The organism is Edaphobacter sp., assembly GCF_035763405.1.
In the GTDB taxonomy this organism is placed as follows: Bacteria; Acidobacteriota; Terriglobia; order Terriglobales; family Acidobacteriaceae; genus Edaphobacter.
On sequence record NZ_DASUBE010000084.1, the window covers coordinates 1 to 26746 of the forward strand.

Here is a 26746-nt window from a genome sequence, read left to right on the forward strand (position 1 = left end):
CTTCGGCGGCGCCACCAACAAGATGCCCGACCCGGACTCCGTTCAGGAAGTGAAGGTCGAAACCTCGAACTCCTCGGCAAAATACAACCGCCCGGCCACGGCCATCCTCACCACCAAGGCGGGCACCAACGCATTTCACGGCTCGCTCTTCGAGACCATGCGCAACAACAGCCTTGGCGGCATTGCGCGCAAGCGGGAAGACCCCGTCGGCGTGCGCGCCCCCAAGCTCATCCGCAACGAGTTCGGCGGCAGCTTCGGCGGCCCCATCGTCCTGCCCTACTTCAACGGCCACCCGGCGATCTACAACGGCCGCAACAAATCCTTCTTCTTCGTCGCCTACGAGGGTCTCGAACTGCGCCAGGGCATCACCAGCCACTATTCCGTGCCCACCGACGCGATGCGCGGCGGCGACTTCAGCGGCCTGACCAACAGCAACGGCGTTCCCATCACGCTGTACGATCCCCTGACCACGGCGAACGACGCAACCGCCTCGCGGCAGCCATTCGCCAACAACCAGATTCCGATCAGCCGCATCTCGCCGCTCGCGCAGAAGCTCTACGCGCTTATGCCGCACGCCACGTTGCCCAACGTCAACCCTTCAAGCGGCAGCAACTGGTACGGCCCGGTCCCCAATAACAGCAGCGAGAAGAGCCTGACCGCCCGGCTGGACCACCACTTCAGCGACAACGACAACGCCTACATCCGTTACACGCACGGAAAAATCTATAAATACTATCTCGGTAGCGGCAGCTTCGGGCCTCCGGCAGCAGGCAATATCGCCAACGTCACCTTCACGCCGGTCTACACGGATAGCGGCTCACTTTCCTGGACACACGTCTTCTCGCCGACGTTCTTCAGCGAGACCGTGCTCTCGCACAACTACGAGAGCGACCTGGTCTACACCGGTCCCAATCCCAACATCGATTACGCCGATCAGTTCGGCCTGCCCAACAACTTCGGCAAGACCGGCTTCCCCAACATCTCTGGCATCGGCTTCTTGCCCTACGGCTTCGGACAGGCCGACACCGCTCGTAAAAACTCCCAGAACATCAGCAACCTCGATGAGAACCTGACACTCATTCGCGGTCGCCACACCCTCCAGTTCGGCGGACGCTACCGCCACGAACGCACCTGGATCATGCCCGACCAGAACCCCCCGGCCACCAGCGTCAGCTTCAGCGCGCTCGCCACAGGAGAGCTCGACCCCAGTAGCGGAAACGCCGAGAGCGCGCAGCCGCTCAAAGGACACAACGCGGCGGACTTCTTCCTGGGTTACGCCTCCGCCTACACCGCCACCAAGAGCCAGCAGTGGTATCGCTTCCGAAATCAGGAGATCGCCTTCTACTTCCAGGACGACTTCAAGGCAACCGACAGGCTCACGCTCAACCTTGGCGTCCGCTGGGAGATGCACCCTGCTCTACACGAGAAGTACGGCCTCTTCGGCGGCTACGACTTCAAGACCGGCGCCATGGTGATCGGCAAACCGCTCGACTATCTCTATCAGATCGGCGAGACCACACCAGCCATCGTCAACAACTTCACCAGTCTTGGCGCGGCCTTCGAGACGCCCGAGCAAGCCGGTCTTCCTCCGAGCCTCGTCTACGGCAACTATCACGACATCGGACCGCGACTCGGCATCGCCTACGTACTCCGCAACGGTGCGCTCCAGACCGTGCTCCGCGGCGGCTACGGCACCTATATCTACGCTCCGCCCACCCGCAACTTCTACGCCGAAACGCGCTTCAACCCTCCCTACACGGCGGGCTTCCCGAAGAGCTACACCTCCGCCGCACAGAGCCCTGACGGCAAAGCCAACTACCTGCTCCGCTCCGTACCCACGGTCATCGCAGGAAAAGACAGCGCCAACGTCGTCGATGTCAACAGCCCCGCACTGGTCAACCCAGGCGCATTTGGGCCGTCCGCGCTCGACCCGCACTATCCCTCAACCTTCGTGCAGCAGTGGAACTTCACCATCGAGCAGGCGTTGCCGAAGAACACGGTCTTCCGTGCCAGCTACATCGGCAACCATGGCTCCAACCTTGAACAGTATTGGGAATACGACGACGCGCCCAACAACTACGTCTGGTACATCCGCACCGGCCAGCCGCTACCCACGGGCAAGTACGCCAACGTGCTCACACGTCCTTATCCCAATCTTCCCTATGGACAGATTGAGGTCCAGCGAAAGACCGGCTACTCCAACGACAACTCCATCCAGCTTGAGTTCCAGCGCCTCCACAAAAACGGCTACGGCTTCCAGGTCTTCTATGTGCTCTCCAACGCCTTCCGCATGGGCGGCAACGGCTGGCGCGACGAGATCTACGAGCCTGCCAGCTACTTCGCCCCCGGCGCCGTCCCGGGTGATACAAACGCCTCCAACCGCTACCAGAACTACGCCCGCGACACAGCCATTCCACAGCATCAGATTCGCTGGAACTGGCTCGTCGATCTGCCCTTCGGCAAAGGCAAGACCTTCCTCGGCAACTCCAACAGCTTCCTCAATGCGCTCGTAGGCGGCTGGCAGTTGGTCAGCACCGGCGAGCTGCACAGCCAGTTCTGGCAGCCCACCACCAGCTACTATCAACCCACCACGCTGCACATCTACAAAAAGAAGTACAAGGAGATGGACTGCCGCAGCGGCCAGTGCCGTCCCGGCTACCTCTGGTACAACGGTTACATTCCAGCAAACAAGATTAACGTGGCCAACGGAGTCGAGGGCGTCCCCGCCGGTTACACGCCTTACAACACGCCGCTGATCACAACACCGGCCAATGGTGGGACCAAATGCACCAGTGCAGGCATTCCCGCAGGCTGCGACCCGAACTATCCGTACTACGACACCAACAGCGTTCTGCTTACGCTCGCCAACGGATCGACAGTACGCACCACCTACAATCCCGGCATCAATCCGCTCCTCCACCGGTATCAGCTCGGCCCATTCAACTGGACCATGGATGCCTCTGTCTTCAAGTCCATCAAGCTCACCGAACGGACGGCGCTCCAGTTCAACGCGGACTTCTTCAACGTCCTCAACGAGCCCGGCCTCAACAATCCCAACACAACTACCGGTATCCTCGACGCCGGTTACTCCTACAACACTCCGCGCCAGATGCAACTCTCACTCAGGGCACTGTTCTAGTAGCGGAACAAACGAAGCAGCCTCCCTTCCAACCTCCTGTCGAAGCTCCAGATGCGAGCTCCGACAGGAGACTTTTTTCAGCCGCTAAGAGTTCCTTCCGAATGCTGACAACCGCGCGACCCATCCTCTGCCTCACACTCCTCGCCGCAACACTCCAGGCGCACGCAGCAGCACAATCGACGCAGGTCTTCGCCGCGCCCAACGGACACGGCTCCATCTGCACCCAGCGCAAACCCTGCGCTCTACAATCGGCGCAACAGCGTGTCCGCGCGCTTGCACCGTCCATGCAGTCCGACATCGACGTTTCACTCAAGCCGGGAGATTATCGCCTCACGTCCCCACTCGCACTCGATGCACGCGACTCAGGCCGCAACGGCCACACCATCATCTGGCGCGCAGATCAGAAGCATCCCGTCATCCTCGACGGAGCTATCCGCATCCGCAAGTGGAAGCTGATTGACCGCGAGATGAATCTCTGGAGCGCGCCCGTCCCACCCCGCACAAAATCTCTGCAACTGTTCGTCAATGGTCAACGCGCCGTTCGCGCGCGCGGCAACGGCTGCAAAAGCCCTGCGCAATGCAAATACACTCCCGCAGGGCTCGCCATCACAGACCCCGCCCTCGCACAGCGGCTCAGCTCTCTTCGTCATCCAGAAGACCTCGTCGCCGTCTTCTCCGTTCGCTGGCGCGACTTTCATTGCTCCGTTGCCTCCGTCTCCGCGACGGCCATCACCATGGCAAGCCCCTGCTGGCACAACACGGTCATCGATTCGAAAAACGGATGGCGCAACGCCAGCCCCATGGGCCGTCCCTTCACCGGAATTGAATGGTTCGAAAACGCCTACGAGTTTCTCGGAACTCCGGGCCAGTTCTATCTCGACACCAACGCCAGCCGTATCTACTACGTGCCTCGCCCCGGCGAGCATCTTGCAAGTGCAGACGTCGAGCTGCCCATCGCGCCATCGCTCCTCACCCTCACAGCCATGCCTGCTGCGCCCATTCACGACATACGCATCGAAGGCATCCAGTTCATCCACACCACCTGGGCCGCACCCGATACTCCGGAAGGCTACGTTCCGCTCCAGGCTGGCTATCTCGTCACCGGAAACCGAGACCACCTGCCCGACAATGGAGAAGGCATGACGCGCATTCCCACCGCTGTAACTGTTCTCGGCGGTGCGGACATCATCTTCTTGCACGACACCTTCAACGCACTCGGCACGGCTGGCATCGCACTCGCAGGCGGCACACGCGACAGTGCAATCGCACGGAGCACCTTCACCGACATCTCCGGCGGAGCCATCTTTATCGGCGACACCATCGCGCATCCAGACGCGCCTCTCGCGAAATCCGCGCACAACACAGTCGAACGCAACACCATCTCCCGCATCGCACGCGAGTACCGCGATAACGTCGCCATCATGGGCGGATTCAACGACGGCCTCATCATCGACCGCAACACCATCGAAGACACCCCCTATACGGGCATCTCCGTCGGCTGGGGCTGGGACTACGAAGGCGAAGCGGATGCTCAACGCGACATACGTATTACGCGCAACCGCCTCCACGACTTCATGCTCGATCTCTACGACGGCGGCGCGATCTACACCCAGGCGCAGTCTCCCGGCTCAGTCGTCTGCGCCAACTTTATTGACTTCTCCGGAACTCACCACGCCAACGGCATCTATCTCGATGAGCGCAGCCGTGATTACAGCGTCCACAACAACGTCGTCTGGAACGTCACCCAAGGCGACAACTGGCTCTCCGCCTGGGCCTCGTGGAGCGGCAACCTCACCATGACCCACAACTGGACCGACGACACGCACCTGAAGCCGCACAATCCTGGCCCCACCAAAATTTTCGGCCCCAACTTTCTCGCACTCAAAACACTTCCACCTGGGGCCAGCGCCATCATCGCCAACTCTGGAGCCGATGCGCCCGACAATTCTTCCGACCCATGCGCCTATTAATCCATGCTTCGTAGTAAAACGTCAGTGGAGCAGTTCACGGAGATTTCATGACCCGAATATTCAAGACTCTCGCCGTATGCATCCTCGCCAGCGCAGGCATTACAACGGCATCCGCGCAGTATGCCGCGCTCTCTTCGGCCCGCATTCAGCAGATCGCAGCCATGCTTCCTGCCGCTCCCACCGGCGTCGGCGTTCCCTGCTCCGACCGCGCGGCGTGGGCTCCGCTTGCCGGTCAATTCAAAGCCGAGATCACGCGCGCCGAAACAATTCTCAAAACTCCCTTCCCCGCGTGGAGCGATGACGCCTATCTCACCTACACACGCACCGGCTCGCGCAAGGAAGGCGAGAAGATGCTACACGACCGACAGGATGAGCTTGAGCCGCTCGTGCTTGCCGAATGCGCCGAAGGACAAGGCCGCTTCATTGCACGCATCTCCACCGTCCTCGACGGTCTGGCTGAACAAAGATCCTGGACACTGCCCGCGCACGATCCCCGCCTCACCAGCTACAACGGCACGCGCTACTTCGTCGAGCTCAACTCTGCTGACCTCGCCCACACCATCGCCGAGACGCTCTACCTGCTCGGAGACAAGCTCCCCGAATCCACGCGTACGCATGCCATGGCCGCGCTCGATCAACGCATCTTTGCGCCCATGCGCGCGACCTATGTTACCGACAAGGGCCAGACATGGCTCCACAACACTGCCAACTGGAACGCAGTCTGCCTCAAGGGTGTTACCGGCGCGGCGCTCGCTGTGCTGCCCGGCCGCGAAGATCGCGCCCTCTTCGTTGCAGGTGCGGAGCACTACATCGGCTACTACCGCCAGGGATTCAACAACGACGGCTATGGCGCCGAAGGGCTCGGCTACTGGAACTACGGCTTCTCGCACTACGCCGAGCTACGCGAAATTCTCTGGCAGGCCACCGGCGGCAAACTTGATCTCTTCTCTTACCCGAAGATGCAGAAGGTCGCACTCTTCGGTGCACAGTTCGCCATGTTCCCCGGAAACTCGGCCGACTTCGGCGACGCGCACTACATGGTCCAGCCCGACGCAAACCTGATGGCCTACATCAACCGCATCTTCGGCCTCAGTCTCACCGGCATTCGGCCACCCGCAGCGCACGCACGTGGCTCGCTGACTTTAGCCGTCGAAGACGCCTTCCCCAACCCCGCCTCTGAGTTACACAAAGACAGTGCACTATCCGGCGCATCGCTCATAGGCCTCCGCACCTACTATCCCGACGAGGGCGTTCTAGTCTCACGCCCCGCGCCCAACGGACATCTTGCCGTCACCATCAAGACCAGCGGAAACACAGGCCACAGCCACAACGATGTCGGCTCGTTCGTCATCGGACTCGACGCAACCCAGCCCGTCGGAGACCCGGGCGGCCCATCGTACTACACCGCCGAGACCTTCTCATCGAAGCGCCTCACATCCAGGCTCATCAACTCCTACGGACACCCGGTACCCGTCATCGGCGGCCAGCAACAACTCGACGCAACCCATGTTCACGCATCTGTCCTCAAGACCGATTTCACGCCCGGGCAGGACACCATCACCATCGACATGACCCCGGCCTACCGCGTCCCCACACTGCGCCGCTTCGAGCGCACCATGCGCTACAGCCGTAAAGACACAGGCTCCGTCGAAATCGAAGACAGCTTCGATCTCTCAGCGCCAACCGACGTCGAAGAATCGCTTCCTACACACGGAACCTGGCAACAGCTTGATCCGCACACGCTTCTCTTCACCGCAGGCAGCGAGCGCCTGCGCGTTGCCATCAACGCCCCATCCTCGCTCACGGTCAGCCAGGAGAAAATCGACGACTACGCAAACCCCTTCACACGAGTCGCCGTTCGCCTGCACCTCCAAGGCTCCGGCAAAGTGACGATGCGCTTCACTCCTGAGAAGTAGGTATCGAAGAAGCTATCGCAACGCAGCCTGCCGCAGCGTCTCCGCAGCCGATTCCGCCGTAATGTCGCGCTGCGGACCGCCCAGCAGCTCAAACCCCACCATGAACTTGCGCACTGTTGCCGAACGCAGCAGCGGCGGATAGAAGTGCACATGGAAGTGCCACTCCGCATGGTCCTCCCCGTCGTAAGGACGAGGATGCAACCCCATCGAATACGGAAACGGCGTATCGAAGACCTTGTCGTAGGTTCGCGTCACGCCCTGAAGAATCGCGGCAAATCCTTCACGCTCCGCATCCGTCATCTCTTCCAAAGCAGCGATGTGGCGCGTAGAGAGAATCATCACCTCAAACGGCCAAACAGCCCAGAATGGCACCACCGCAACAAAGTGCTCGTTCGACGCAACCACGCGCTCCCCAAGACGGGACTCCATCTCGCGGTATGCGCACAGCAGACAGCATCCATGCTCCTTCAAATACTGCCGCTGCCCGGCAACCTCAGTCACAACTTCATTCGGCACAGAACGGCTCGCCCATATCTGCCCATGCGGATGCGGATTGCTCGCGCCCATCATCGCGCCGCGATTTTCAAACACCTGAACATAAGCAATATCGTCCCGCGCGCCCAGCTCCTCGTACTGCTCAGCCCAGACGTCCACGACCTTGCGAATGTCTTCAACCGCCATCTGCGCCAGCGTCAGGTCGTGCCGCGGCGAAAAGCAGATGACACGACACACGCCGCTCTCACCGTCAGCCACCAGTAGGCCCTTGCCCTCCTCGTCGCTCGAAAAACGTGGAGCATCCAGTTTCAGCGCCGCATAGTCATTCTCAAAAACATACGTGCTGGTGTACTTGTCCGTCCGCGCTCCGCCCGCACGCACATTGCCCGGGCACAGATAACACTGTGGGTCATACTTCAGCGCCGCCGGCGCCACCGTCTTCTCCACCTGCCCCTGCCATGGCCGCTGCGTCCTGTTCGGCGAGACCAGCACCCACTCCCGCTTCAGCGGATTGAATCTGCGATGAGGATTCTTCTGCGCCAACGGATTCATGCCGTACCGTCCTTCGCGAGCGCAAGCGCGCCGTCCGACGCCTCGCACACAAAGCAATCCGCCTCAATCCCGGTCGCGGCCCTATACTCGCTCCGCACCGCCGCCACAAACTCGCCCGTCTTCGTCACATCCACCAGGTTCACCGTGCAGCCCCCAAACCCGCCGCCAGTAATTCGCGCGCCGAAACATCCAGGCTGCCGTAAGGCGATTTCTACTATCATGTCCACCTCGGAACAGCTCGCCTCAAAGTCGTCACGCATACTCGCGTGTGCCGCCACCATCAGCTCGCCGAACCGCTTCACATCTCCCTGCAGCAAAGCCTCACGCGCCTCCAGCACGCGGCCATTCTCCGTGATGATATGGCGACAGCGCGCATAACTGACCGCGGGCATCTTCTCTCGACACGCCTCCAGGTCTGCAAGCGTTGCGTCGCGCAACAACTCAATGCCGCGCTCGCGCTGCAATACCGCCTGTCCTGTCTCCACTTCATCGCGGCGGTCGCCATACCCTCCCGTCGCGTGGTCGTGCCGCACCATGGAGTTGGCAATCACCACGCGCACGCCTGCCGGCAGAGGCAGCAGTTCAAACTCCAGCGAACGACAATCCAGCAGCATCGCGCGCTGCGCCACACCTCCTGCCACGACAAACTGGTCCATGATGCCGCTCTTCGCGCCGACATATTCGTTCTCGGCACGGCGGCACAAAGATGCAACCGCTTTCAAATCGAGCGCAAAATGAGCCCGTCCCAGCACCGCCATCGCGGTCGCCACTTCAACCGAAGCCGACGAGCTCAACCCCGCGCCCACAGGAACGTCGCCCGACAGCGTCATGTTGAATCCGTCGATGCGAACGCCCTCCTGCCTGAGACTCCACACCACGCCAGCCGGATAATCGCTCCACCGCCCCTCTGGCTTGCTGTCCAACGAGGCAATCTCGTAGGAAGCCTCCTCGTCAAAGTTCTCTGAATGGAAAACCGCCCTGCCGTCCTCACGCGGGCCAATGGTCGCAACCGTATGGAACCCAATCGCCATCGGCATCACCAGCCCACCCGTGTAGTCCGTATGCTCGCCGATCAGATTCACGCGCGCGGGCGCGGCAAACGCCAGCCCCGCCTGACCAAACCTCTGCTCATGCCGCCCTAAGGCTTCAGAGAAATCCTTCTTCATCCACTACACCTGTAAAACCGTAAGATAGATTTATCCTACAACGTTATCGCGCCTTACCGGCACGGTGCGGGTGCATCTCCATAGCGCGGATCTCGCTTCCAGCCAGCAAAAACGCGCCAACCCCGTATGTATAGCTTGAGGTCGCCTTGAACGGCGCAGGCTCCGCACCAGTCTGCTGAACACAGCCCAGCCGCCCATCAGCATACACATGATCCAGCATCCCCGACCACGCCCGCGCAATCACCGGCCGATACACCTTCCCGTCCAGCACACCGTGATTCACCCCCCACGCCAGGCCATACGTAATCAACGCCGACCCCGACATCTCCGGCAGATCGTAGTTCGCCGGATCCAGCAAGCCCGACCGCCACATCCCATCCTTGCCCTGCAACTCGGCCATCCGGGCCGCCATTTCCTTCAACTGCGTCTCATACATCGCTCGCGCCGGGTCATCCTTCGGCAGATACTCCAGCGTCCGTGCCAACCCGCCCATCACCCAGCCGTTACCGCGCGCCCAGAACATCTTCTTCCCGTTCGCCTCCGTCCGCGTCAGGTAGTCACGGTCGCGCGCGTAGAGATGCTCCTGCTTATCCCACAGCAGGTCCGACGTCTTCGCCCACTCTTCATCGAGATAGGTGATGTACTTCCTGTCACCCGTCACCGCATACATCCGCGCCCACACCGGCGGAGCCATGAACAGCGCATCGCACCACCACCACACCAGCGTCTTCCCCCGCCTGCGCGAGACATGCGGCCCGGCAATCAACGCATCCAGTTCCTCCTGCGTAGGCTTCATCATCGCCGGGTCCTTCTTCAGCAGATAAAGCTCCAGGTACGTCTGCCCAATGCTTTGGTCGTCCGCATCCGGCAGATGCGATCGCAACTGCCAGTCGAACTTCTTCCCCATCGCCAGCATCGCGTCGCGGTACGGAGGATAGTTCAGCGAATCGGCTGCCGCCATATAGCCGCTGTACAGCACGCTCCACGTCCAAATCCGGTCAAAGTATGGTTCCGACCGCGCCATCTGCCAGTCGCCCACCTTGCGCATCGCGGCCGCCACAGCCGCCGGCTTCAGCGAGTGCGAAAGGTCCTTGGCAAGCGGGCCGCCATCGTCAGGGTCGTCGCCGAAGTGCCGCGAATTGTCCTTAGCAATCCCCGCCAACTGCTGCGGTGTGGCATTCGCCATCGAAACCTGCTGCGCACTCACGCCCATCCCGCAGCACAACGCAACACTGAGACAGATTCCAACCGAACGCATCATCAAACCATCTCTCCCGTTCTATGTCGTAAAAATAAATCCGGCCCGGCCCGCAGTAAAGCGGCTACCGGACCGGAATCCTATCAATTGCAACGCATCAGAAGTTGATCCGTCCCGAGAGCTGGAAGGCACGGTTGCCCGAGGCGCTTCCCACCGTTCCGAAGCTTGCGCTGTTCACATTGGCGCCAATCCTGCCGAAGGACACCCTGTTCGGCACGTTCTGGCAATCCACTGCGAAGACAAATTTCACCCGCTCCGGAGTGATGTTGAAACTGCGCCGCAGACTTGCGTCCAGACTATAGCCGCTCGGGTTCCGCAGGCCAAAGGCAGCCATGCGTGGCGCGTCTCCGAACATAAACTGTCCCGGGTTGCAGAACGCCGTCACGGCGCTGCCGCAGGCAACAGCCTTGCCGGAAGCATCTCCGCCCGATCCCAGCGTCGAGTTGCCAATATATCCATTGGCATAAGAGATACCGCCTGCGGATGGTGTCGCTCCAAGCGTCTTCGCCGTAATGCCCTTCCCCCAGCTTCCATTCTGGCGAATCGTCTTCGCTGTGAACGACGGATTGAGATCAGGCATGCAAGTACCAGCAGTTGGCTGGTAGGTGCCCGTGCACGAAGAAGCCGTAATGGCCAGCGGCGTGCCCGACGAGTACCGGAAGATACTCGAGAAGGTCCACCCTCCGGCAAGCGTGCGGACGAAGAAGTTGTTCGAACCAATCTGTCCCTTGCCGAACGGCAGGTGATAAACCCCGTAGATGGAAAGATTCTGCGGAACGCTGTTTCCGCTCAAGGAACGATCAATCCGGTTCTGTTTCCATGCCTTCCCACTCAGGATGCGGTTAGCCGGGATGGCCCAGCCGCTGCGCTGCGTTCCGGCATCGTCGATGTTCTTCGAGTAGGTGTAATTCACATTCAGCGTCAGCCCGTGCGACAGGCGCTTGGCCAGCGACACCTGCAACGAGTGGTAGCTCGCATTGGCCGACTGGCTGCCCCATGTGTCCGAGGTGCCGGAGAACTGCGGCATCCACTTCAGGCTCTGCGCGATCGTCGCCTGTCCCTGACCGCTGCTGGTCGAGGCCGCCGCCTGGAACCCAGGATACGGCCCATTTGCCGGCAAGAGAGGAATGCCCTGCTGGGCAGCAATGACGTTCGCCGCGGCTACGTTCGCAGCCGTCGCCGGTGCAGAGAGCAGCGTGCCCAACCCCCAGTAAATGGGATTGATCTGCCCCGCATACAGGCCACGCATATTGCTCGCGCCAGCCAGGAAATGGCTCTCGGTACCCGCGTAGTTCACCGTAATGGTTACGTTCGGAGTCAGTTGACGCTGTACGCCGAAGTTCCAGAAATTGAACTCAGGCGAGCGGCCCGAGAGATACAGATCCGGAAAGCCCGGTGCTCCGCTCGCCTTAACAAACGCGCCATTGCCGTCCACCGTATTGCCGACGTTAAGCGCCTGGCTGTCAGGTCCCGGCGGCGTGATCGGAGGAACGGAGTAACCCGGCCCGCCAAAGTTCGCATTCGCGATCCCCAGACCTGTGAAGTACGAACTCGTATTCAGGTAGAACGCCGGACCTGCCGCCGGTCCGGCAGCACCATCCAAAAACGATGGCGAGCTGGTGAAGCCAAGCTGCGAGGGCCCGGTGCCCGCTCCGCCCGCTCCCCCTGTTCCTCCGCCATGCGAATAGACCGTCGCAAACGCTCCGCGAATGACCGTCTTGTCATTCATCGCATAAGCAAAGCCAACGCGCGGCCCCCAGTTCTTCATGTAGTTATGCACGGGCGTCGAGCAGCCGCAACTCACCGCCGATCCGCCATGATTCCCCGCGAACTCCAACGCGCCCTTGTTACCTGTAACCGGGTTCGTCAGGTTAGCGTTCAGGTACGAGAACCGGCCCTGGGCTTCCGTGTAGGACGGGAGATAGTCCCAGCGCAGACCAAGATTTAGCGTCAGCTTAGGCGTAATCTTCCAGTCATCCTGGAAGTAAGGTGCAAAGGGGCGGTACCGTCCGCCCAGCACGGAAAACGGCTGCAACGTGATGCCAGTGCTGCCCACTGCGCCCATCAGGAAGCTCGCATACGAATAGCCTGTGCTGCTGACGTAGGCAGACCCCTTCTCCTGCGCCGTCTCATTCGTGCCCCAGGCAAGGGTCAGTGAAGAGGTCGGCCCATCGTAGCGCGACGACTGATCCTGCAGCCGCTGCACCTGCACGCCAAACGTCATCGCGTGCTTGCCCTTGATCCAGAGCAGGTTGTCCACCACGGTAAACGTGTTGCCAACCGTAGTCGCTGTCACACCCGATCCGCCCTCTCCCCATTCGGAAGGAGCGTTGCTGCCGCCAAATGTGCTGGTCGGAAACTCTGTCACTGCCTGCCCGTTGGAGGGAACGCCGCTGAACTGGATGCCCATCAGCGTCGCGGCATACTGCGTGCCCTCGGTGATGTTCTTAATCGGCGGCCCGCCAAAGTTGCTGAAGCCGAACTTGAACTGGTTCACAAGATGTTCCGTGAACGAATACGAGTCCGACAGATCGACCCAGTGCCCGGCTACAGTAGAAAATGTCGTCCCCAGATAGGGCAGCGGAAGAATATTGCTGGTCCCGGTATAAGGCACCGCATGACGGTTGCCGCCCGTAATCGTGAACGCAATCGTCTGCTTGGGCGAAACCGTGTAATCGAGCCGTCCCGAATACAGCCAGTTGTCATAGCCGCTCGGAATGCCGCCAAGATAATTGTTCTGAATACCCGAGGTGGTCGGTGTCGGCAGATACGACTGCATCTTCTTCGCAATCGGCGAGATCGCATTCTCCGGAATGATGTTCGGTGTCGGTAAGCCATTCTTCATGCCCGTGAACGGCTTGCGTGTACAGGAGGTGCCAACGCAGGTCTGGGTGGTCGGATCGTAGATCAGGTAGCCCGGCCCGTTCTGCGCCCCCGCACCCGTACCCGTCGACTGCGAGGCGTTCAGCAACTCGGTAAAATCTCCCTGCTGCATGAGCGTAGTAGGGATAGTCTGCGTCGCATAGCTCGGGGCCGACCGCGTATGTGTCTTGTCATACGCCGCAAAGAAGAAGAGCTTGTCGTGACCGTCGAACACATGCGGAATCACAACCGGTCCTCCCAGAGAAGCAGTGAACTCATTCTGATGATCCTGAGGCTTGCCGACCGGTACATTCACAATGACACCGTTCACCAGTTGCTTCTTCGTGGCAATCGCAGCCGTAAATCCCCACGTATCGAAGATGGTGTTGCGAACAAAATCGGCGACCGTGCCGTGATACTGATTGCCACCGGACTTCATGTTGTAGTTCACCGAGCCTGCGCCCTGATACTCGACCGACTGCCCGCTGGTTAACGCTCCAATTTCCCCGATGCCCTCCAGCGGAACCACATTGAAGATCGGCCGGTTGTCGCCGATCTGGCTGATCGTCGTCAGCGGAATACCGTCGAGATAGACCTCTTGCACCCGGTTCGCCGTACCGGAGAACAAGGAAGACCGGCTGCCTGACTGTGCTCCCGGCAGCAGGTTCGAAAATGAAGTGACATCGCGCTGCTGATTGCCCGCAACCATCAGCGGCAGGTCCAGAAACTCCTGGCTGGTGATATTACCTCCCAGCGTCGCATTCGCCGTATCCAGCGCGGGCGGCGCTTCAGTCACCGTCACCGTCTGACTCTGGCTGCCGACCTTCAGCACCGGATTCAAACCAAAGATCTGGTTCTGGTGAATCTCAATCTTCTCCTGCTGATAGCCCTGAAAACCGGCAGCCGACACACTCACCGTATAGGTGCCCACAATCAACGGGCTGATCTGATAAACACCGGCCGAAGACGTCTGCCGCGACGTGGCCACGCCCGTCGCATCATTGGTGGCGGTCACAGTCGCATTGGGAATCACGGCGCCGGTCGGGTCGGCAACTGTTCCCGTGATGGCGCCTTCACCGGCGGTCTGCGCATAGGACGCCGATAGGGCCAACCCAAAACAGGCCGCCAGGACCAATAACAACCGCATCACTACACCGCTCTGCCTGTTCAGGGATCGCTTTGAAACTGGATTTACTCGCATCATGGCCTAACCTCGCAAAAGATGGTTTCCGAACGGCATTCGCCGTTTGGTTCAACCACACTGATCTCAATCTGGACTGATGGGAATCTACGCAACCGGATACATGAGTGTCAATAGAAAAATAATTTCACCCGTTTGACCCAAATGAAAACAATGCCCTCATCGCCGATGCCTGGTCCCCGAGCATCGGACGCGCAGTGTCCAATATGCTTTAAATAAAGCGCTTCGACTACTCTTCCCGCAGCACCTCAAGCGGCTTCTGGCCGAGCGTCCGGTGGCTGGCCAGCCAACCCGTCACCACCGTCAGCCCGCACACCGCCGCCAGCGCAATCAACGTCCAATCCCAGCGCAGGTGGTAGGACACCTTCATCCGCGTCAGCATCGCGCGGGCAACCAGATTCGCAAACGCAACCCCCACCACGCCCGCCACCAGACCCAGCGCAGCAAACTCAATCGAGAAGACCGTCGCAATCCGTGCCCGCGTCGCACCCAGCGTCTTCAGCACCACCACCTCGCGGATCCGGCGGTATCGCGTGCCTGCAATGCAGCTCGCCAGAATAATAATGCCCGCAAAGATGCTGAACGCCGCAAGGAACTGGACCACATACGTAATCTGAATTACCACGCCGCGTATCGTCTCCAGCGCCTGCGCCACGTTGATGACCGTAATAGTCGGATAGTTCTTGAACAGCGCCCGCTGCAATTCGCCCACGCGCGCCGGGTCTGCGTGGACGCCGCCGTACCAGACCACCGGCAGCCCCTTGAGCGCCGTCGGAGTCATGATGAACTCCGCGCGCGAGAAGGCGTGCTGCCCATCGGCCTTCGTCAACGCAACGACTGTGGCGACAATCTGCGCGTCCTGCGCCGCAAACGTAATCTTCGACCCGACCTTCACGCCCAGCCGACCCGCCATCCGTTGGTCAATCGCAATCTGCGGCTGCGTCTCATCAGCCGCCCACCACTTCCCTTCCACCGCCTTGGTTCCCGGGGGCGGCGCGTCTGCCCAGGTCAACGAGATCGACCTCAGCATCCGCTTCGGAAAATTCTTCAGCTTCAACTGGTCCTCGGGCACACCGTCAATCGCCAAAATGCGCGACGACACGACCGGCATCATCTCCGGCGTGGCCGTCACACTCGGCTGCGCCTTCAGCAACGCGCGCACACCGGCTACCTCATCGTTCGCAACGTCCAGCATGAAGACGTTCGGGAGATTCGGCGCCGCGGAAATATGCAGCTCCTTCACCACGGACTGCTGCACCAGATACACCGTCATCATCTGCATCACGCCCAGCCCCAGCGCAGCCAGCAGCGCAGCCGAAGGATTTCCCGGCCGATATAGATTCGCCAGCCCATGCCGCACCACCGACGGCAGGTGCAGCCGTGTCTTCGAGAGGAAAGCCCGCAGCGCCCACAGCACCAGAGCCGAAGCCGCCAGCAACACAACAAGCACCCCGGCCAGCCCAAGCGAAAACACCTTGCCAATCATCGCCGAGTCGGACAGCGTCGTCGCAATCGCCGCCAGCCCGCCCACAATCAGCAAAATCGCAGCAATCTGCGCAAAGCTCTTCGCTGCCTTGCGCCTGAGCGCCACAACAAACGGATCTTCGCTCTCCTCCACCGCTCGACGCAGAATCAGAATCGGACGTACGCTGCGAATGTCCAGCAGCGGAGGCAGCGTAAACAGCAGCGTAGTCAGCACGCCCACGGCAAGCCCCGTCAGAATCGCCTGCGGGCTCACATGCAGTACCGCGTGAACATTCACCAGCTTCGCCAGAAAATACGGAAACGCCCGCTCCACCCCCGCGCCCAGAGCCACGCCCAGCGCGCCGCCGCCCAACCCTAGCAGCAGCGTCTGTAGCAGATAGATCTTCATAATCTGCCCGGACCGCGCCCCAAGCGACTTCATAATCGCAATCGTGTCCAGCCGCTGCTGTAGGTGAGCCCGCATGGCCATTGCAACGCCAATCGCTCCAAGCACCAGTGCCACCAGGCTCATCAGCGAAAGCAATCCCGTCGCGCGATCCAGTCCCTGCGTTAGCGCAGGATTCGTCTCACGGTAGTCCGTCACCTGAGACTCAGGCAGCAGCTTTTCCAGTCGCGCCTTCAAATCAGAAACAGCCTTGTCTGGAATCGGTGCGTCATTCGCGGGCTTCGGCACCTTGAAGAGATACCGTTGCCCGGCATGGCTCCCCGGAGCCAGCAGCCCGCTCGCGTCCAGTCCCGCGCGAGAGATCAGCACACGCGGTCCCGCAGCGAAGCTGCCCGAAAGCCGGTCCGGCTCATTCACCACCACCGACGCAATGCGAAAGACCTTCGTGCCGATCTTCAGCTCATCGCCAACATTCATGTGCAGCCGCACCAGCAGATCATCGGCGACCGCCACCGTATCGGGCGTCAGTACGTCCTTCAACTGTGCCGTCGGAGCAAGCTGCACCTTCCCGTAAAACGGATACTTCGCCGGATCGACTGCCTTCAGCGAGATCAGCAGCGGGTCCAGCGTCTTCGCCGAAGAGGCCATCGAGAGCATCTCCGTCACCGGCGTCATCTCTACGCCGCTCGCCGCAATCTCATCCAGCCCCTTTTGCTGATCGGGCGTAGGCTGCTGAAACATGCGCGCCGAAAGGTCCGCCGCCATAATGCTGCGCGCCTGCTCCAGCAGCGCCGTGCGAAACGATGCCGAAAACCCGCGCACGCCCGTCAGCGCGGCAACCCCAATCGCCACCGACAAAATCACAAAGAAAAATTTTCCGCGCGAAGAATGCATCTCGCGCACCGCGATCCTGCTGGCCGACTTCCACGAGAGACTCGCCACCGCTGCCCCTTTCTACCGCGCCACCGATGCCTGCGCATCATCTGCCTGCTGCGCCAGTTCGTCCGACACGATCAGCCCATCGCTCAGCACAATGCGCCGCCCCGCATGACTCGCCAGCATCGGATCGTGCGTCACCAGCACCAGCGTCGTGCCCTCCACACGGTTCAAATTCAGCAGCAGGTCCAGCACATGTGCGCCATTCTTCGTGTCCAGATTCCCCGTCGGCTCATCGGCCAGCACAATCGGAGGCCGCAAAATAAACGCGCGCGCCAGCGCCACACGCTGCTGTTCGCCTCCCGAAAGCTGCACGGGATAATGCCCCATCCGATCACCCAGACCCACGCTCACCAGCAGCTCACGCGCCCGCGCCAGACCATTCTCCTTCCCATCCGCATTCAGCTCATGCGGAAGCAGCACATTCTCCAGCGCCGTCAAAGTAGGAATCAGTTGATACGACTGAAACACAAATCCAATCGTCCTGCCGCGCACCTGCGCCAACTGGTCCTCAGGCAGATAGCTGATAGCAGTGCCATTCAGTCGCACTTCACCTGCACTCGGGGTATCCAACCCGGCCAGCAAGCCCAGCAGCGTCGATTTCCCGCTGCCGCTTGCGCCCATAATGGCCACAAACTGCCCTTGTGGCACCGTAAAGTCGATACCTTTCAGAATGTCCACCGTGCGGCTGCCGTTGCGGATCGACCGCCTAAGCCCCTCCACGGCAATCATCGGAGCGATGTTTCGTCCAGCTTCAATCACCTGTACCGCCCCCTTTGGCTGCTCCATTCACTTTGGTAGATTGGTACCAGATGCAGCGACGCGGATTCCTTCTTATAGTAGCGGTTGTCGCGCTGGCCCTCAGCGGTTGCCATACAAAACACGTCCCTGCCTCTTCCACAGATGCAGATACGCAAGCCGGCGATACAAAGATCACGAATTCCGCACAAAATCTCGCCCCGCACCCCGAAGGTCCACCCGCGCCCGTAACCGCCCGCCCACAAATCTCCGACACGCGCCCCCTCGTCGTCTGCTTCGGCGACAGCCTCACCGCGGGCCACGGCACCGACCTCGGCCAGAGCTATCCCGACTACCTGCAAGCCGACCTCGACGCCCTCGGCTATCGCTACCGCGTCGTCAACGAAGGCATCAGTGGAAACACCACCAAGGATGGTGTAGACCGGCTCGGCCGTGTCCTTAGCATGAAACCCTCCGTCGTCGTCGTCGAGTTCGGCGGCAACGACGGACTGCGCGGCCTGCCCATTGCCGACACGCGCGCCAACCTCGACAAAATCATCGGCACGCTCAAATCCAACCGCATCAAAGTCGTGCTCGCCGGCATCACGCTGCCGCCCAACTACGGCCCGGACTATATACAGCAGTTCAACGCCACCTACACGCTGCTCGCCCGCAAATACCACGTCCCCATGCTGCCCTTCCTGCTCAAAGGCGTCTTCGGCGTCCCTGGCATGATGCAGGAAGACATGACCCACGCCACCGCCGCAGGCAACAAAATCGTAGCGAAAAACATCCTGCCGCTCGTCACGCCTCTGCTGAAGAGGGCGCGGTAAGTAAAAAACGAGCCCGGCTGTGACCTCTTTCAGCCCCCTTGTTTGTCATTCCCGAAGGCAATCTGCGTTCACCTTCGCCCCTTTTGTTTGTCATTTTTGTTTGTCATTCCCGAAGGGAATCTGCGTTTTGCTTCGGGTTGCGCCAAACTGTAGTTCTAGAAAAACATGCGCTAACCCATCACAATCATCGGCTGCATCAACGTCCCAGCAACGCGGCGCGCAATCGCCAGCATCTCCGTCGGCGAAGTAAACACCTTCACCAGTGGAGCCTGCGAGAACTCGGGCAGATTCACCTGCATCCCATTGCGCAACCGCCCGGCCAGTTGCTCGTCCACAGTCACCGAAGGCATCTCCGGCAGCAGCGTGCGCGGATGCGGCAACATCGCTTCGATCTCTATAGGCGAAGCCGCCTGTTTCAGTTGCTCCACCGTCACCGCCCCCGCCAGCGAGAACACTCCCGCGCGCGTCCGCCGCAGCGTCGCCAGATGCGCACCGCACCCTGCCATCTGTCCCAGTTCATGTGCAACCGAGCGCACATATCCACCAGCGGAAACCTCCATCGTAAACGCCGCCGTGTCCCCTTCCAACGAACGCAGTTCAAAATGATGAATCGTAATCCTCGCAGCCTTCACCGGAACCTCGGCCCCGGCACGTGCCAGCTTGTGCGCCGGGACGCCATTAATCTTCTTTGCGGAAAATACCGGAGGCACCTGGTCCATCTCGCCATGAAATACCATCGCCAGCTCACGCAACTCATCCAGCGACTTCGTCAGCGGCCGCGCCTCGCCAACAGGATCGCCTTCCGCATCGAACGTGTTCGTCGCAAACCCAAACCGGATATGCCCCTCATAATGCTTCTCCGCCTGGCCAAAAAACTGCGCCAGCCGCGTGTACTTGCCCAGCAACAGCGGCAGCACACCGGTAGCCATCGGGTCCAGCGTTCCCAGATGTCCAATCGATTTCTCGCCCGTGGCGCGGCGAACAATGGCAACCACGTCATGCGACGTGCAACCAGCAGGCTTATCGAGTACAAGTAGACCGTTCATGCAAGGTCTACTCAGTTTATAGCTGTTTTCCTGGAGGTATCGTCCCGGTGACGTCCATATCCCCAAGGCAGTCCCCACTTTTTTGTTGTCATTCCCGAAGGGAATCTACGTTTCGCATCGGACGGGTGCCCATCTTCGGCGCAGCTTCATCGCACCTAAGGCGGGGTCCAACATCCCCCACACCACATCATCTCAACTGAAATCGATGCTCTTTGCGCACCCACACCACGTCATCTCGACCGGAGGCGGCGCCCTTTGCCGCCGCAGTGGAGAGATCCCCGTATTTCTCACACCACAAACTGACTAAAGCGAACTGCCCTGCCGCCGAATCAGCGACAAAAACTCATTGCGCGTCTGCATCTGTGTCTTGAAGACACCTAGCATTGCCGAAGTCACCGTGCTCGACTCCTGTTTCTCCACCCCGCGCATCATCATGCAAAGATGCGCCGCCTCCATAATCACAGCCACACCCTGCGGGTGAATCGCCTCGGTAATGGCATCGCCAATCTGCCGCGTCAACCGCTCCTGCACCTGCAACCGTCGCGCAAACACATCCACCAGCCGCGGAATCTTACTCAGTCCGATCACCTTGCCATTGGGCACGTATGCCACATGCGCCTTGCCGAAGAACGGAAGCATATGGTGCTCGCACATCGAATAGAACTCAATGTCCTTCACAATCACCATCTCGTCGTAGTCCACGTCGAAGAGCGCATCATGCAACACTTCAGTCACATCCATGCTGTAGCCCTTGGTCAAAAAGGCCATCGCCTTTTCCATGCGCTCGGGGGTGCGCAGCAAACCGTCGCGGTTCGGATCTTCGCCAACGCGCACCAGCAATTCGCGGTAAAGCTCTCTGGTCGAAACCGTATCCAGCGCTGCTGGTTCAATCGTGGAAGCGTTGCGTGCCATAATCTCTCTCCCTCATTCCCGAACACTCGAAGCGTCGCCCGCATAGTCGAAGGAATTGTTGCTTGTCTCCTCCACATGAACGCGCTCCAGATGCGCAGCCGTAAAACCCTGAAAAATCCTGTAAATCTCCATCGACAAGTTCTCGGTCGTCGAAACCCGTCCCTGAAAACAATCCAGTGTATTCAGGTTCGCGTGGTCGAATCGCGTCAACACGTTCGCCCGTGCAAAGCGATCCAACTCACCAAGATCGCAGACCATTCCTGTCACCGGATCCACCTGCCCGCTCATCGTCACCTCGACGGTGTAGTTATGCCCGTGCCCATGCGGATTATTGCACTTGCCAAAGACCTCGCGGTTCTTCTCCCCATCGAACGCATCCGTGTGCAAACGGTGCGAGGCGCTGAATCGATACCGCCGAGAAAGATACGCCTTCATAATTCACCGTAGAAGTCAGCAAAAAGGTCGGGCATCTCGTACACCCGCACACGATGCAGTTTCGCGTTCGGAATCTTTCCATCCAGCCGCCGCCAAATGGCAATCGCAATATTCTCCGTCGTCGGAACCGCGTCCTTAAACTCCGGCACCTCAAGATTCAGATGCCGATGGTCATACACACCAACCACCTCGCGTTCCAGAATCTCCTTCAACTCCTTTAGATCGACGACAAATCCCGAAACCGGATCAACTTCGCCCGCAACCGTCACTTCGATCGTGTAGTTATGCCCATGTCCGTTGCGGTTCGCGCATTTGCCGAAAGCGCGCTCGTTCTCCTCCACGGACCAGGCATTGTTCCAGTAGTAGTGGGCCGACGAAAATTCAGCTTTGCGCGTAAGAAAAATCATAAGTTCCCTGATTTAGACGTAACTCGCCAACCACCGGATGCAAACATGCAGGCAAATCAACGCACCGGATTGTAACTGCGTCCCTTCCAGACTACCGATTTTTTGATACGTCGGTGAACTACGCTGCGCACCAGCAGATACACAAACAAAGGAACGCCCAGAATGGAAATGGTTACATCCACGGCAGGAAAATTCGACCGCGCCACCCGCGCATAAAACCGCCACACCGTCCGCGCCCAGATTAGCAAAATCGCAGCCCGCTGCCACGGCACCAGCCACCATATCCCAAACGCCAGCACCGGCAGCCCGAAGAACAGCAGCATATCGAGCATCCTCCACAGCGCCAGCGCAACCGGCTTGGGAAATAGCAGCGCCAGGTTTTTCGTCCAACCCTCCACCATCTCTCCCGTCGTACGATACATCCGCGTCGAGAGCGCCTCCGGTGCATAGCGAAACCTAATCAGCGCCGGCCTGCGTTTGATCCTGTACGCCAACTCGACGTCCTCCAGCACCGCGTCGCCCACCGCGCGATGCCCACCCGCTGCAAAATACACCTCGCGCTCCACCATCAGAAACTGCCCATTCGCCGCCGCCAGCTCGCTCTCCGGATCATTAATCACCTTCATCGAATACACCGAGGCCAGCTCAGAAAACACCAGCGGCATCACCGCTCTCTGCCAGAAACCGCTCACCTCCTGCCGCGGCGAATACGAGAGCAACGCCGCCTTGTGCCGCTCCGCCTCACGCAGCGCCCGCGACAGATCCCCCGCCTCATGCACCGTGTCGGCATCGGTAAACAGAAGATGCCCGCCGCGCGCAATCTGCGCTGCCGCCCAGCACGCATTCGTCTTACCGGTAAATCCTGTCACATCCAGCGGAGGCGCATCCATCACCGTCACGCCCGCGTGACTCGCAGCGATCTGCTCCGCAATCCTCCGCGTCGCGTCAGTCGAGGCATCATCGACAACAATTAGCTCCCACTCCACACCCAGCGCGAATCCTGGCTCCGACTGCCGCACCAGCGACTCCAGACATGCCCCCAGCGAACGCTCCTCATCGCGCGCCGGCACAATCACCGACAATTCCATCCCACCCGGATCCGCTCCCATACTCACGACTTCCTATTATAAAAACCCCGCAAAATCCGTATGATTAAAAGCAGTGAACCCCGTACCCAGAATTGCCACCGCCCTCACCCTGTCCCTGCTGCTCGTCACCGGCTGCGACCGCGGCAGCCATCCCCACAACATCGACAAGCCCGCACCCGAGTTCTCCATCACCGACGGCACCCACTCCGTCGATCTCTCCAAACTGCGCGGCCACGTCGTCGTGCTCAATCTCTGGGCCACCTGGTGCCCGCCCTGCATCGAAGAACTCCCCAGCCTGCTCGCGCTCCACCAGAAGATGCCCAACCTCGAAATCGTCGCCATCAGTATGGACCAGGACCCAGACGTTTACCACCAGTTCCTCGTCCAGCACCACGTCAATCTCGTCACCATCCGCGACGCCGACCAGCGCATCAACGCCCTCTACGGCACCGTCCAGATCCCCGAAACCTACATCATCGACCGCCAGGGCACCCTCCGCCGCAAGTTCATCGGCGCGCAGGACTGGACCGACCCGAACATCATGAACTACCTCGCCAAAATGTAGTCTCTTTCATCGCAAGCCCCTGCATTTCCATTCCGCAGCCTTTTGTATCTCCATTCCGTACCCTGAGCGAAGCCGAAGGGGAAGGAATCTGCTTTTCGTCAATCCCTCCCCCGACCCTGATTTGTCCGGTCATTCTGAGCGCAGCAGCCTGCCCCGAGCGAAGTCGAATGGGAAGAACCCCCGCATTTCATCGGCAGCCCAACAATCCCCTGGGACAGCCGTCCATAATCACAGTCACCGCGCCGGAGAAAGATATCCTCGAATATCCACCACCCTCATCCCCGCGGCCCGCGCAGCCGCCAACCCCTCATCCGAATCCTCAAACGCCACGCACTCCTCCGGCGCAACCCGCATCCGACACGCAGCCTTCATGTACACGTCCGGAGCGGGCTTGCCGCGCTCCACATCCTCCGCCCCCACAATCACGTCGAACAGCGAAAGCAAATTCGCCGCCCTCAACGTTGCCTCCACATTCTCGCGCCGCCCATTCGAAGCAACCGCCATCGGCACTCTCCCATGCCACTCCCGCGCGACTTCCGCAATCACCCGAACCTCTCGTATCAGCGGCAGACACTGCCGGAACGCCGCATCATATCGCCCCAGAATCTCGCCACGCGGCAACCCTTTCACCGCAACGTGCTCTTCAAACTGGTCCAGCAGCGCATCCGGCCCCAGCCCCACGCGCGGATAGTACCAGTCCGCCGTCATCGTCAGACCCAGCGGCTCCATTGCCTTCTGCAACGCCCCCAGGTGCGCAGGCGCAGAATCTACCAGCGTCCCATCACAATCAAATACCAGCCCGGCAAAACTTCCCTCAACCAACGCAATCGCCATCTCTGCATTCTACGAAAGCACAGCCCTCGCCCTGCACCGCTGGTATCATCAAAACATGACACAGCTTGACGTTTTGTATCGCTACGGAGCGCCTCCCACCGAAGCCGCCACGCTTGCCTTGGGCAAAGTCCGCGAGGTCTACGGCGTCCGCCGCCTGGTCGTCAACGAAGCCGAGAAGACCGTCCGCGTCGAGTACGACGCCAGCCGCCTCAACCAGTCCGTCATCCACCAGCTCCTGCGTCGCGCCGGCCTCGACACCCTCGAACCCGTCGCCCTGTTCACCACACCCGAACCCGCGCCTGCCCCAGCAGCCTAGTTGCGATCTGAAATCTCCAACGTGGCCTCGCCGTGAAAGCGCAGGACTTCAAAGTCTGCACGAGGACGGCGCAGAGCACCCAGCGCCAAAGGCGCGACATATACCAGCCTGGGCCGAAGGCCTGGGTATAAGTCAGACTGCACTCCCAGGGCTTTAGAGGGTGCTGAAAAAGTCAATTTTGCTTAGCGGCACGGCTTCAGCCGTGCCGCTAACGCTGCAAAATCAACGCGGCTTTAGCCGCTGAGGTACGCTTTCTTCCCGGCGAGACACTTTTTCATCACCCTCTGAAGGTCCAACTCATAATCCCGGTCTTCACACAGGCTCTTTAGCCCCGGGCCGTTCTCTACGATCCACCGATCAACCAACGCATTGCCGTCATCCGTAATTTCCGCTATGTTGAATCATCGCGTGCGCCCGTAGCTCAGCTGGATAGAGCATTTGGCTTCGAACCAAAGGGTCGGGAGTTCGAATCTCTCCGGGCGCACCATCTTCCCACCTGCCTCCACAAAATAGATACTGTCCGGATGGCTTCCCCTACCGCAGCTCTCCTTGGCAAAGTCGGCCTGCCCACCCCCATGCACGAACTGGCCTCACGCACCTGGGACGCGATCATCGTCGGTGCGGGCCACAACGGACTAGCCTGCGCAACCTATCTCGCCCGCGCAGGCAAGTGCGTCCTCGTGCTCGAAGCCCGCGACCGAGTAGGCGGAGCCTGCACCATCGAAGAGCCCTTTCCCGGAGTGCGGATGTCTCCCTGCGCCTATCTGGCGGGCCTGCTGCATCCGCTCGTCATCTCCGAACTGAATCTGCCCGCACGCGGCTTCCAGTGGACACCGGCCGTCAACGGCCTCTTCGTTCCCTTCCTCGACGGCTCCAGCATTCAGCTCTGGGACGACGACCAACGCTGCGAGGCCGAAGTCCGCACCTTTGCCCCGGCAGACATCGAAGGCTGGCGCTCGATGAACGAAGTCATCCGCAGACTGCGTGACGCCCTGCGCCCCGAAGGCGGGCGCGATCTGTGGGTCCGAGATCTATGGATCGGCGAGCCTCCCACGCGCGAACAGATCGAAGATCGCCTCGGCGCAGACGACGAAGCCAGGCATGTACTCTTCGACTGGTCGATGGCCGAGTTCGTCGAGCACTACCTCACCGACGAGCGGCTCCAAACCGCCTATCTCGGGCAAGGCGTTATCGGCACCAACGCCAGCCCATTCGACCCCGGCACCGCCTCCATTCGCTTTCATCACGCTTCAGGCCGCCTCGGCGGCATGCCCGGCATGTGGGGCTACGTCCAGGGCGGCATGGGCATGGTCTCGTTTTACTTCTGCGACGCTGCACGAGAAGCAGGAGCCACCATCGCCACCAGTGTGCCCGTCGCGCAGATTCTCCCCGGCGAAGGAGTCGTCCTCGAAGGCGGCGAGCGCATCGCCGCACCGGTCATCATCTCCAACGCCGACCCGCGACAAACCCGACGCCTGCTCAGTACGTCCGCAGACCCGGCGTGGAGCCAACGTGTCGAAGCAATCCCCATCCAAGGCTGCACCGTCAAGCTCAACCTCTTGCTCAGCGAGTTACCCGACTTCGCCGCCCGCCCTGGCCTCAACCAACCGCACCACTACGGTCAAATCAACACTCCCCTCACCAAAGCAGAGTGGAAATCGGCATTCGCAGCGGCCGGACGCCGCGAACTACCCGAACACCTCTGGTGCGAGATCTACTTCCAAAGCGTCCATGACCCCACCGTTGCTCCACCCGGCCGCCACACCATGAGCGTCTTCGCGCAATACGTTCCTTATCAATTTTCGCGCGGCACATGGGACGAGCGCCGCGATGAAGTCCGCCGGCTCGCCATGCGCTCGCTCGCCCGCTTCTGTTCCAATATCGAAAGCGCCGTGCTTGACGCGCAAGTACTCGGCCCTCCCGACATCGAGCAGAAAGTCGGCCTTACCGGCGGACACATCTTCCAGGGCGAATGTCTCCCCAATTTCATGTGGTCCAATCGCCTGTCCTCGCGCACTCCCATGCCAGGCGTCTATCTCTGCGGAGCCTGCACGCATCCCGGCGGCAGCGTCATCGGCATCAACGGCCGCAACGCCGCAATGGCCGTCCTCCAGGACATTGAAACCGCGCAATAAACGTTCAGCGCACCCTCATCCACAGGTTGCTCAGCGCAGCAAATTCCGTTATCTTTAAAGAGTTGCATGCAA

Annotated in this window: 19 protein-coding genes and 1 tRNA gene; 8 read left to right on the top strand and 12 right to left on the bottom strand. The window is 60.4% G+C overall.

Features of this window, described 5'->3' with window-relative positions:
* From VFU66_RS08555 to VFU66_RS08565, 3 genes are all read left to right on the top strand, one after another.
* A partial coding sequence (locus tag VFU66_RS08555; RefSeq protein WP_326445823.1) for an outer membrane beta-barrel protein occupies positions 1–3139 on the top strand: 3139 nt, incomplete at its 5' end.
* Between the two features lie 101 nt (positions 3140–3240).
* Positions 3241–5109: a right-handed parallel beta-helix repeat-containing protein gene (locus tag VFU66_RS08560; protein ID WP_326445824.1), complete on the top strand. Its 1869-nt coding sequence runs from the start codon at positions 3241–3243 to the stop codon at positions 5107–5109.
* A 47-nt stretch (positions 5110–5156) separates the two neighbouring features.
* The gene (locus VFU66_RS08565; protein ID WP_326445825.1) at positions 5157–7025 is read left to right on the top strand and encodes a heparinase II/III family protein; all 1869 of its coding nucleotides are present in this window, start codon (positions 5157–5159) and stop codon (positions 7023–7025) included.
* A 12-nt stretch (positions 7026–7037) separates the two neighbouring features.
* Here the strand turns inward: VFU66_RS08565 and VFU66_RS08570 are convergent, their stop codons facing one another.
* From VFU66_RS08570 to VFU66_RS08595, 6 genes are all read right to left on the bottom strand, one after another.
* Entirely contained in the window at positions 7038–8072 is a 1035-nt protein-coding gene (locus VFU66_RS08570; RefSeq protein WP_326445826.1) for a UDP-glucose--hexose-1-phosphate uridylyltransferase, read from the bottom strand.
* The gene (gene galK / locus VFU66_RS08575) at positions 8069–9238 is read right to left on the bottom strand and encodes a galactokinase (RefSeq protein WP_326445827.1); all 1170 of its coding nucleotides are present in this window, start codon (positions 9236–9238) and stop codon (positions 8069–8071) included. The genes VFU66_RS08570 and galK overlap by 4 nt, the downstream gene beginning before the upstream one ends.
* 43 nt (positions 9239–9281) lie before the next feature.
* The gene (locus VFU66_RS08580; RefSeq protein ID WP_326445828.1) at positions 9282–10499 is read right to left on the bottom strand and encodes a glycoside hydrolase family 88/105 protein; all 1218 of its coding nucleotides are present in this window, start codon (positions 10497–10499) and stop codon (positions 9282–9284) included.
* Between the two features lie 94 nt (positions 10500–10593).
* Positions 10594–14505, bottom strand: coding sequence for an outer membrane beta-barrel protein (locus tag VFU66_RS08585; RefSeq protein WP_326445829.1), 3912 nt, complete (start codon positions 14503–14505; stop codon positions 10594–10596).
* Positions 14506–14788: 283 nt separating this feature from the next.
* On the bottom strand, positions 14789–17371 hold the full coding sequence (locus tag VFU66_RS08590) for an ABC transporter permease (RefSeq protein ID WP_326445830.1): 2583 nt from the start codon (positions 17369–17371) through the stop codon (positions 14789–14791).
* Between the two features lie 12 nt (positions 17372–17383).
* Positions 17384–18097: an ABC transporter ATP-binding protein gene (locus VFU66_RS08595; RefSeq protein ID WP_326445852.1), complete on the bottom strand. Its 714-nt coding sequence runs from the start codon at positions 18095–18097 to the stop codon at positions 17384–17386.
* 80 nt (positions 18098–18177) lie between these two features.
* On the opposite strand from VFU66_RS08595, the gene VFU66_RS08600 reads away from it, so the two are divergent.
* Entirely contained in the window at positions 18178–18936 is a 759-nt protein-coding gene (locus tag VFU66_RS08600; RefSeq protein WP_326445831.1) for an arylesterase, read from the top strand.
* Positions 18937–19106: 170 nt separating this feature from the next.
* On the opposite strand, the gene truB is transcribed toward VFU66_RS08600, so the two are convergent.
* The 5 genes from truB to VFU66_RS08625 form a co-directional block, all read right to left on the bottom strand.
* Positions 19107–19982, bottom strand: a complete 876-nt coding sequence (gene truB / locus VFU66_RS08605; protein ID WP_326445832.1) for a tRNA pseudouridine(55) synthase TruB — start codon at positions 19980–19982, stop codon at positions 19107–19109.
* Between the two features lie 303 nt (positions 19983–20285).
* Entirely contained in the window at positions 20286–20894 is a 609-nt protein-coding gene (gene folE / locus VFU66_RS08610; RefSeq protein ID WP_326445833.1) for a GTP cyclohydrolase I FolE, read from the bottom strand.
* Positions 20895–20906: 12 nt separating this feature from the next.
* Entirely contained in the window at positions 20907–21329 is a 423-nt protein-coding gene (locus VFU66_RS08615; protein ID WP_326445834.1) for a 6-carboxytetrahydropterin synthase, read from the bottom strand.
* Positions 21326–21736, bottom strand: coding sequence for a 6-pyruvoyl trahydropterin synthase family protein (locus tag VFU66_RS08620; protein ID WP_326445835.1), 411 nt, complete (start codon positions 21734–21736; stop codon positions 21326–21328). Before VFU66_RS08620 ends, VFU66_RS08615 begins: the two co-directional genes overlap by 4 nt.
* Before the next feature lie 56 nt (positions 21737–21792).
* Positions 21793–22845, bottom strand: coding sequence for a glycosyltransferase family 2 protein (locus VFU66_RS08625; protein WP_326445836.1), 1053 nt, complete (start codon positions 22843–22845; stop codon positions 21793–21795).
* A 52-nt stretch (positions 22846–22897) separates the two neighbouring features.
* Between VFU66_RS08625 and VFU66_RS08630 the strand changes: the two genes are divergently transcribed.
* Complete coding sequence (locus tag VFU66_RS08630) at positions 22898–23389, top strand: TlpA family protein disulfide reductase (RefSeq protein WP_326445837.1); 492 nt, start codon at positions 22898–22900, stop codon at positions 23387–23389.
* A 234-nt stretch (positions 23390–23623) separates the two neighbouring features.
* Here VFU66_RS08630 and VFU66_RS08635 read toward each other — a convergent pair whose 3' ends face one another.
* A complete protein-coding gene (locus tag VFU66_RS08635; protein WP_326445838.1) occupies positions 23624–24223 on the bottom strand; it encodes an HAD family hydrolase in 600 nt (199 codons plus the stop codon).
* A 55-nt stretch (positions 24224–24278) separates the two neighbouring features.
* Here VFU66_RS08635 and VFU66_RS08640 point away from each other — a divergent pair, with 55 nt between their 5' ends.
* The 3 genes from VFU66_RS08640 to VFU66_RS08650 all read left to right on the top strand — a co-directional run bounded on the left by VFU66_RS08640 (position 24279) and on the right by VFU66_RS08650 (position 26674).
* Entirely contained in the window at positions 24279–24539 is a 261-nt protein-coding gene (locus VFU66_RS08640; RefSeq protein WP_326445839.1) for a hypothetical protein, read from the top strand.
* 410 nt (positions 24540–24949) lie between these two features.
* Positions 24950–25026 (top strand) — tRNA-Arg (locus VFU66_RS08645).
* Positions 25027–25063: 37 nt separating this feature from the next.
* Positions 25064–26674 (top strand): phytoene desaturase family protein, encoded by a 1611-nt coding sequence (locus tag VFU66_RS08650; protein ID WP_326445840.1) that lies wholly within the window; start codon positions 25064–25066, stop codon positions 26672–26674.
* Positions 26675–26746 lie beyond the last annotated feature (72 nt).

What these genes read in the sequence shown, in the direction of transcription:
- VFU66_RS08615 (WP_326445834.1), bottom strand. Translation starts at nt 21,329, where the DNA reads ATGAAGGCGTATCTTTCTCGGCGGTATCGATTCAGCGCCTCGCACCGT.
- galK (WP_326445827.1), bottom strand. Translation starts at nt 9,238, where the DNA reads ATGAAGAAGGATTTCTCTGAAGCCTTAGGGCGGCATGAGCAGAGGTTT.
- VFU66_RS08585 (WP_326445829.1), bottom strand. Translation starts at nt 14,505, where the DNA reads ATGCGGTTGTTATTGGTCCTGGCGGCCTGTTTTGGGTTGGCCCTATCG.
- VFU66_RS08625 (WP_326445836.1), bottom strand. Translation starts at nt 22,845, where the DNA reads ATGGGAGCGGATCCGGGTGGGATGGAATTGTCGGTGATTGTGCCGGCG.
- VFU66_RS08560 (WP_326445824.1), top strand. Translation starts at nt 3,241, where the DNA reads ATGCTGACAACCGCGCGACCCATCCTCTGCCTCACACTCCTCGCCGCA.
- VFU66_RS08650 (WP_326445840.1), top strand. Translation starts at nt 25,064, where the DNA reads ATGGCTTCCCCTACCGCAGCTCTCCTTGGCAAAGTCGGCCTGCCCACC.
- VFU66_RS08565 (WP_326445825.1), top strand. Translation starts at nt 5,157, where the DNA reads ATGACCCGAATATTCAAGACTCTCGCCGTATGCATCCTCGCCAGCGCA.
- VFU66_RS08600 (WP_326445831.1), top strand. Translation starts at nt 18,178, where the DNA reads ATGCAGCGACGCGGATTCCTTCTTATAGTAGCGGTTGTCGCGCTGGCC.
- VFU66_RS08570 (WP_326445826.1), bottom strand. Translation starts at nt 8,072, where the DNA reads ATGAATCCGTTGGCGCAGAAGAATCCTCATCGCAGATTCAATCCGCTG.
- VFU66_RS08635 (WP_326445838.1), bottom strand. Translation starts at nt 24,223, where the DNA reads ATGGCGATTGCGTTGGTTGAGGGAAGTTTTGCCGGGCTGGTATTTGAT.
- folE (WP_326445833.1), bottom strand. Translation starts at nt 20,894, where the DNA reads ATGGCACGCAACGCTTCCACGATTGAACCAGCAGCGCTGGATACGGTT.
- VFU66_RS08620 (WP_326445835.1), bottom strand. Translation starts at nt 21,736, where the DNA reads ATGATTTTTCTTACGCGCAAAGCTGAATTTTCGTCGGCCCACTACTAC.
- VFU66_RS08640 (WP_326445839.1), top strand. Translation starts at nt 24,279, where the DNA reads ATGACACAGCTTGACGTTTTGTATCGCTACGGAGCGCCTCCCACCGAA.
- VFU66_RS08580 (WP_326445828.1), bottom strand. Translation starts at nt 10,499, where the DNA reads ATGATGCGTTCGGTTGGAATCTGTCTCAGTGTTGCGTTGTGCTGCGGG.
- VFU66_RS08595 (WP_326445852.1), bottom strand. Translation starts at nt 18,097, where the DNA reads ATGATTGCCGTGGAGGGGCTTAGGCGGTCGATCCGCAACGGCAGCCGC.
- truB (WP_326445832.1), bottom strand. Translation starts at nt 19,982, where the DNA reads ATGAACGGTCTACTTGTACTCGATAAGCCTGCTGGTTGCACGTCGCAT.